At 64.4% G+C, this 8314-nt stretch carries 6 protein-coding genes; all 6 read left to right on the forward strand.

Annotation, left to right across the window (positions count from 1 at the left end):
- The first annotated feature begins 54 nt into the window (after positions 1–54).
- A complete protein-coding gene (locus IVA87_RS02265; RefSeq protein ID WP_247298965.1) occupies positions 55–1851 on the forward strand; it encodes a glucan ABC transporter ATP-binding protein/ permease in 1797 nt (598 codons plus the stop codon).
- 189 nt (positions 1852–2040) lie between these two features.
- Entirely contained in the window at positions 2041–3534 is a 1494-nt protein-coding gene (locus IVA87_RS02270) for a D-alanyl-D-alanine carboxypeptidase family protein (protein WP_247298963.1), read from the forward strand.
- Positions 3535–3724: 190 nt separating this feature from the next.
- Positions 3725–5410, forward strand: coding sequence for a long-chain fatty acid--CoA ligase (locus tag IVA87_RS02275; RefSeq protein ID WP_247332637.1), 1686 nt, complete (start codon positions 3725–3727; stop codon positions 5408–5410).
- Positions 5411–5424: 14 nt separating this feature from the next.
- Positions 5425–5979 (forward strand): DUF924 family protein, encoded by a 555-nt coding sequence (locus tag IVA87_RS02280; protein ID WP_247298959.1) that lies wholly within the window; start codon positions 5425–5427, stop codon positions 5977–5979.
- Positions 5980–6086: 107 nt separating this feature from the next.
- A complete protein-coding gene (locus tag IVA87_RS02285; protein WP_247278954.1) occupies positions 6087–6572 on the forward strand; it encodes a peroxiredoxin in 486 nt (161 codons plus the stop codon).
- A 139-nt stretch (positions 6573–6711) separates the two neighbouring features.
- A complete protein-coding gene (locus IVA87_RS02290; protein ID WP_247298957.1) occupies positions 6712–8184 on the forward strand; it encodes an amidase in 1473 nt (490 codons plus the stop codon).
- Positions 8185–8314: the final 130 nt, after the last annotated feature.

Genomic DNA, 8314 nt, shown 5'->3' on the forward strand with positions numbered 1-8314 from the left:
GCGGGCATCCCTGCTTAGAATACGAAGTCCGTCTTCGCCGAGTTCCTCGCCCGCATGTCCATCCTCCGTCTCTACACCCGCGTTCTCGAGTTGCTCGGCAAGGAAGCGCGGCTGGGCTGGCTGCTCGCGATTGCCAATCTGCTGCTGGCGGGCTCGCAATTCGCCGAGCCCGTGCTGTTCGGCCGGATCATCGACGTGCTCTCGGGCAAGTCGGTGGCCGGCTCGAACTCGGCCTGGCCGTTCCTGGCCGCCTGGGTCGTGTTCGGGCTGTTCACCATCGCATGCAGCGCGCTCGTGGCCTTGCAGGCCGATCGGCTCTCGCACCGCCAGCGCCAGGCGGTGCTGACCGATTATTTCGAGCACATCCTGCAACTGCCGCTGACCTTCCACTCCGGCACCCATTCGGGCCGGCTGATGAAGGTGATGCTCAACGGCACTGACGCGCTGTGGCGGCTATGGCTCGGCTTCTTCCGCGAGCATTTTGCTGCGATCCTCTCGGTCGTGGTGCTGCTGCCGCTGTCGCTCTACCTGAACTGGCGGCTCGCGATCCTGCTGTTCGTGCTCTGCATTGTCTTCACCGCGCTGACGACCTTCGTGGTGCGCAAGACCTTCGGGATGCAGATGGAGGTCGAGGAACACTACAGCGAGCTGTCTGCGCGCGCCTCCGATGCGCTCGGCAACGTCGCGCTGGTGCAGAGCTTTGTCCGCGTCGAATCCGAGGTCAAAGGGCTGCGCTCCGTCGCCGACGAGCTGCTGGCCGCGCAGATGCCGGTGCTGTCATGGTGGGCGCTCGTCACCGTCATCACGCGCGCCTCGACCACCATCACGGTGCTCACGATCTTCACCATAGGTATCGCGCTGCACGACCGGGGGCTGACCTCCGTCGGCGAGATCGTGATGTTCGTGAGTTTCGCGACGATGCTGATCCAGAGGCTCGAACAGGTCGTGAGCTTCATCAACAGCGTGTTCATGGAGGCGCCACGACTGCGAGAATTCTTCAATGTGCTCGATGCCGTACCCGCCGTGCACGACCGCCCCGACGCGATCGATGCCGGCAGGCTCTCCGGCCTCGTCGAGTTCAACGACGTCACCTTCTCCTACGACGGCAAGCGCCCGGCGGTCGAGGACCTCTCGTTCACGGCGCTGCCCGGCCAGACCATCGCGCTGGTCGGTCCGACCGGCGCCGGCAAGTCGACCGCGATCGCGCTCTTGCACCGTGCCTTCGACCCGCAATCCGGCTTCATCCGGATCGACGGCATGGATGTACGCGGGATCACGCTGACATCGCTGCGGCGGAACATCGGCGTGGTGTTCCAGGAGGCGCTGCTGTTCAATCGCTCGATTGCGGAGAATCTGCTGGTCGGCAAGCCGGATGCGACCGAAGACGAGATGCGCAAGGCGGCCGAGCGCGCGCAGGCGCTCGACTTCATCGAGCGCAGCGGCGGCTTCGAGACCAATGCCGGCGAACGCGGCCGCATGCTCTCCGGCGGCGAGCGGCAGCGGCTGTCGATCGCCCGCGCGCTGCTGAAAGATCCGCCGATCCTGATCCTGGACGAGGCGACCAGCGCGCTCGACGCCGTTACCGAGGCCAAGGTGAATACCGCTCTCGACGAAGTGATGAAGGGCAGGACCACCTTCGTGATCGCCCACCGCCTCTCAACCATCCGCAACGCCACGCGGATCCTGGTGTTCGAGGCCGGCCGGGTGATCGAAAGCGGAACTTTCGATGAACTCGTGGCCAAAGGCGGCCATTTCGCCGAGCTCGCCAGGGCCCAGTTCATGGTTCAGGAAAACGCACGGGCCAGCGTGACGGCGGCGGAGACTGCCGCGACTGCGGTCAAATCCCCGTAGCAAGTCCCCATAGGACCGTCGAAATTCGGCCTACTTCATTGCGGAATACCGCACCGGTCCCCCTATTCTCGAGGCATCAGCCGGTATAGGTTTGCGACGCCGCAAGCGGCGGCGCTGGATTTCAAAACCGAACATCAGATCACGAGAACCGCCCGGAACCGGCGGGTCTCCAAGGACCGGAATCGGATAGTGCACGCCCTTCGCCCGCTGCTTCGCAAGTCGCTGTTCAACCTGTTCGCTGCGAGCCTCGCATGCGCCGCATTGCTCGCCCCGCGCGCGGCGAGTGCCGAAGCGCTGCTGCTGATCGAGGCCGACAGCGGCAAGGTGCTGCAGGCCGATAATGCGACCATTCCATGGTACCCCGCGTCCGTCACCAAGATCATGACCGCCTATGTGACGCTGAAGGCGGTCAAGGACGGCAGGCTCACGCTCGACACGCTGCTCACGGTGTCGCCGACGGCAGCATCGCAGTCGCCATCGAAGATGGGCTTCCGCCCGGGAACGCAGCTCACCGTCGACAACGCGCTGAAGATGATGATGGTCAAGTCGGCGAATGACATGGCCGTGGTGCTTGCCGAAGGCGTCGGCGGATCGATCGACGGCTTCTCCGCGATGATGAACGACACCGCGAAGAAGCTCGGCATGACGCAGACGAGCTACGTCAATCCGAACGGCCTGCCCGCCGACGGCCAGATCACCTCCGCGCGCGATCTCGGAATCCTGGCGCGCGCGTTCCTGCGCGACCTGCCGGAATACGAGTACTTCGTGCACATCCCGGCGATCCGCTTCGGCAAGCGCATCACCGGCAATTTCAACAAGCTGATCGGCCGCTATCCCGGCGCAGACGGTTTCAAGACCGGCTTCATCTGCGCCTCCGGCTACAATCTCGTGGCATCGGCCACGCGCAACGGTCGCCGGCTGATCGCGGTGGTGCTGGGCGCCAATTCCGGCACCGCGCGCGCGGTGAAGGCGGCGCAGTTGCTCGAGCGCGGCTTCGCTCAAGACAATCTCACCTGGCTGCGACCCTCGCTCGGCACCGTCGACAATCTCGTGCCGGTCGACGCCTCGCCGCCGAACCTGCGCGACGAGATGTGCGGGCCCAACCGCAAGCGGCCGGCCAGCGACGACGACGATGCGTTGATCGCGGCCAATGGCGGGGCGACCGGATCGGCATCGGCCACCGGCGGCGAAGCCCAGGTCACCTTCTTCACGGCCGGCCTTCAGCCGCCCCTGATCAAGGCCTCCGAGTTGATAGCCTCTGCTCCGGCGGCCACGGAGCCCGTGCTGGTCTATACCGGCCCGACTCGCACCGGCACGGCGCTGATCGCCGCCGTCGCGGCCGATGCCGACCAACAGACGGTGGCGAAGCCGCGTGGCAAGAAGTCGCGCGTCGCCAAGAAGCCTGACGCCGCCGACAAGCCGAAGGACGGGAATAAGGACGCGGGCAAGGAATCCAAGACGGCGGCGGCGAAGCCGGCTGCCAAGCCTGACGCCAAGAGCGATACCAAAAGCGACACCAAGGCCGCAGCCAAGCCGGCCGGGACCAAGCATGCCGCGGCCAAGCACGATGCGGCGGCGAAACCCGCCGAGAAACCGGCGCCAAGCGGCGATCAGGCTCCGAAGCCCGCCAAGCCCAAGGCCGCCACCAAGCCTGCCGCCACCAAGCCGGCCAACAACAGTTAACGGCCCCTCGGGGCTGGACCGCGCCCGCACTTCGCACCTGCGGCAGCGCGCTCAGTGATGATTCCGATAGCTACTCCCCGACCTTTGCAATAAGCCTCGACGGCTTGCCACCCGTTCCGGCAGGCTCGATACTGACGGCAATGAGGCAAGCCCGAGACACAACGGGCTCAGTTAGATGAGGGGAGTTTCCATGGAGCGCATCTGGCTCAAGCAATATCCGCCCGGCGTGCCCGCCGACATCGAGCCGACGCAATACGCATCGCTGGTCGACCTGCTGGAGGAGAGCTTCACCAGGTTCGCCGACTGCAAGGCGTTCATTTGCATGGACAAGTCGATCACCTATCGCGACCTCGACCAGATGTCGGTCGCGCTCGCCGCCTATTTGCAGGGCCGCGGGCTGCAGCGCGGCGCGCGGGTCGCCCTCATGATGCCGAACGTACTGCAATATCCGGTCGCGACCGCCGCCGTGCTGCGCGCCGGTTTCGCGGTGGTCAACGTCAATCCGCTCTATACTCCGCGCGAGCTCGAGCATCAGCTCAAGGATTCCGGCGCCGAGGCCATTATCGTGCTGGAGAATTTCGCCCACACGGTCGAGCAGGTGATCGCGAAGACACAGGTCAAGCACGTCATCGTCGCCAGCATGGGCGACCTGCTCGGTTTCAAGGGCGTGATCGTCAATCTCGTGGTCCGCCGCCTCAAGAAAATGGTACCGGCCTGGTCGCTGCCGGGCGCAGTGTCCTTCAACGACGCGCTCTCCGCCGGCCGCGGCATGACCTTCAGCAAGCCAAAACTCTCGCCGGGCGACGTCGCCTTCCTGCAATATACCGGCGGCACCACCGGCGTCTCCAAGGGCGCCACCCTGCTCCACCGCAACATCGTCGCCAACGTCTTGCAGAACGACGCCTGGCTCCAGCCGGCACTCGCCGCGCCGCCGCATGTCGATCAGCTCATGATCGTCTGTGCACTGCCGCTCTATCACATCTTCGCGTTGACGGCCTGCTACCTGCTCGCGGTGCGCGCCGGTGGCTGCAATCTGTTGATCCCCAATCCGCGCGACATCGCCGGTTTCGTCAAGGAGCTGGCGAAATACCAGGTCAACAGCTTCCCGGCCGTGAACACGCTCTACAACGGCCTGATGCATCATCCCGACTTCAAGAAGCTCGACTTCTCCAAGCTGAAGATCTCCAACGGCGGCGGCATGGCGGTGCAGCGCCCCGTCGCGGAGCAGTGGAAGGCGATCACCGGCTGCTTCATCGCCGAAGGCTACGGCCTGTCGGAGACCTCGCCGACGCTGACCTGCAACCCGGCGACGGCAACGGAGTTCTCGGGCACGATCGGCATCCCCGTGCCTTCGACCTGGATCTCGATCCGCGACGACGATGGCAACGAGGTCCCGCTCGGCCAGCCCGGCGAAATCTGCGCCAACGGTCCGCAGGTGATGTCGGGCTATTGGAACAAGCCGGAGGAGACTGCCAAGGTGATGACCGCTGACGGATTTTTCCGCACCGGCGACATCGGCGTGATGGACGAGAAAGGCTACACCAAGATCGTCGATCGCAAGAAGGACATGATCCTGGTCTCCGGCTTCAACGTCTATCCCAACGAGATCGAGGAAGTCATCGCGACCCATCCGGGCGTGCTCGAATGCGCCGTGATCGGCATCCCCGATTCCAAATCGGGCGAAGCTGTGAAGGCCTTCGTGGTCAAGAAAGACCCCAACCTCACGGCCGAGGACGTGATCAAGTTCTGTCACGAGCAGCTCACCGGCTACAAGGTGCCCAAGCACATCGAATTCCGCACCGACTTGCCGAAGACCAATGTCGGCAAGATCCTGCGCCGGCAGCTCCGCGACGAGAAGAAGGCGGAGGCGGCGTAAGGCCGCTTTCATTCATGCTGGAGGTCGGCGACATCACGCCATCCGACGTTCTCGCCTTCTGGCGCGAGGCCGGCCGCGAGCGCTGGTATGAGCGCAACGACGCTTTCGACGCAGAGGTCAGGCGCCGCTTTCTCGGCCTGTGGCAGAAGGCGGCCGCCGGTGAGCTCGCATCATGGGAGACGAGCGACGAGGGCGCGCTCGCGCTGGTCATCGTGCTCGACCAGTTCCCCCGCAACATGTTCCGCGGCACGCCGCAAGCCTTTGCCAGCGATGCGCTGGCGCGCGATGTTGCCCGCCGCGCCATCGAAAGGGGCACAGATCGCAAGGTCGATCCCATCCTGCTCGAATTCCTCTATCTGCCCTTCATGCATTCCGAGCACCTGAGTGACCAGCTGCATTGCGTTGCGCTGTTTCAAAACACCGACAATGCCGAGAACCTGAAATACGCTCGCGAGCACGCCGACATCATCCAGCGTTTCGGCCGCTTCCCCCACCGCAATCGCCTTCTCGGCCGTGACACGACTGAGGAAGAGCAGGCCTTCCTCGACGGCGGCGGTTTTGCAGGCTGATGACATCACGGTGAACGACCGCGGCCTCGCCGCTTCCGCCGCCGGCAATATTGTGCAGGCCCGCGCCTCGGTCTAAAAGGCGGGACCGATATTCAGGGAGACTGACGATGACCATCCAAGTTGGCGACAAGCTGCCCGAGGCGAAATTCCGTGTGATGACGGCGGAAGGTCCGCAGGTGAAGACCACCGACGATATCTTCAAGGGCAAGAAGGTGGCGCTGTTCGCGGTGCCCGGCGCCTATACCGGCACCTGCCACAAGATGCATCTGCCGAGCATCTTCCTCAACGCCTACGCCATCAAGGACAAGGGCGTCGACACCATCGCCATCGTTTCCGTCAACGACGCCTTCGTCATGAACGCCTGGAAGCGCGACACCGACCAGCGCGACGAGGCCATCTTCCTCGCCGACGGCAATGCCGATTTCACCAAGGCGATCGGCATGGAGCTGGACGCCTCGGCTAACGGCCTTGGCATCCGCTCCAAGCGCTATTCGATGCTGGTCGAGGACGGCGTGGTGAAGAAGCTGAATCTCGAGGCTATGCCCGGCAAGGTCGAGGTCTCCGGCGGCGATACGCTGCTCGGCCAGCTGTAAGGCAGCCAACCCTTTCAGCCTATCTGATGCTGTCATGCCCCGCCACGGCGGGCATGACAGCGTCAACCGCGATCAAACAGCCGTTGCGGCATTGGGCCAAACTGCGCATCATCCTCCGAAATATGCACAGGAGCATGCCTTGGCCAAATCGCAATGGAGTTTCAAGACAGCAGTCGAGCTGTCGAGCGCGTTGACCACCAAAAAGGTCTCCGCGGTCGAGCTCACCCGGGACGCGATCGACCGCATCGAACGTCACGACGGCAAGATCAACGCGATCTGCGTGCGCGATTTTGATCGCGCGCTTGTTGCGGCGCGCGAGGCGGACGCCGCATTGGCGCGCGGCGAACGAAAACCCCTGCTGGGCCTGCCCGTCACGGTGAAAGAATCCTTCAACGTCGCCGGCCTGCCCACGACATGGGGCTGGACGCCGCAGAAGGATTTCAAGCCGGCGGAAGATGCACTGTCGATCACCCGGGTGAAAAACGCCGGCGGCATCATCCTCGGCAAGACCAACGTTCCCGTCGGCTTGGGGGATTGGCAGAGCTACAACGACATCTATGGCGTCACCAACAATCCCTTCGATCTCGGCCGCACGCCCGGCGGCTCATCGGGCGGCTCGTCTGCGGCGCTGGCGGCCGGCTATGGACCGCTCTCGCTCGGCTCCGACATCGGCGGCTCGCTGCGGGTGCCCGCCTTCCATTGCGGGGTCTATGCGCACAAGCCGACCTACAATCTCTGCCCGACGCGCGGCCATACGCCGCCGCCATTTCCCGCCATCCCGATGGAGCGCGACATGGCGGTGATCGGTCCGATGGCGCGGAGTGCGGCCGATCTGCCTCTGCTCCTGGAAGTGATGGCAGGGCCGGATCCGCTGGACCTCGGCATCGGATACAGGCTTGCGTTGCCGGAGGCGCGACATCACACGCTGAAGGATTTCCGTGTGCTCGTGATTGACACTCACCCGTTGCTGCCGGCGAATGCCGACATTCGCGGCGCGATCGACAAGCTGGCGGGCCAATTGGCGAGCATGGGCGCCAGCGTCGCACGCGAGAGTCCGCTGTTTCCCGATTTTACGGAAGCCTCGCGCCTCTACATGCGCATGCTGATGAGCTTTCTCGGCGCGTTCTTTTCGCCGGACATTCTCGCCGGCGCACGTGCCGGAGCGGCGCAGCTCTCGCCAGAGGACAAGAGCCTTGCCGCCGAGCGGCTGCGCGGCATGACCTGCACGCATCAAGCCTGGGTGTTCGACGAGGGCGCCCGCGCCGGGCTGCGCGCGCAATGGCGGCAATTGTTCAGGACATTCGATGCGGTGATCTGTCCGATCATGCCGACACCGGCCTACCCGCATGATCATTCGCCGCAGCAGGAGACGCGCCGGATCAATATCGACGGCAAGGACTTTGCCTATCCGGACCAGCTTGCCTGGCCCGGCATCGCCACACTGACCGGCTTGCCCGCAACGGCCATTCCGCTCGGCCTGTCGAAGGACGGCCTGCCGGTGGGCGTGCAGATCATCGGGCCCTTCCTCGAGGATCGCACGCCGCTGAAGCTCGCCGAGCTGATCGAGCGCGAGTTCGGCGGGTTCGTGCCGCCGCCATTGTTCAATGACTAGTCGCTCTTGTCATTGCGAGGAGCTCTTGCGACGAAGATTCCATGGGGGTGGATAGCGACCAAGTCTGAGGCCAGACTGAGGTTGCATCCATTCAACCTGGAGACGACGATGTTGCTCGATCATCCTATCG

The sequence above is a fragment of the Bradyrhizobium sp. 147 genome (assembly GCF_023073935.1).
Classification (GTDB): domain Bacteria; phylum Pseudomonadota; class Alphaproteobacteria; order Rhizobiales; family Xanthobacteraceae; genus Bradyrhizobium.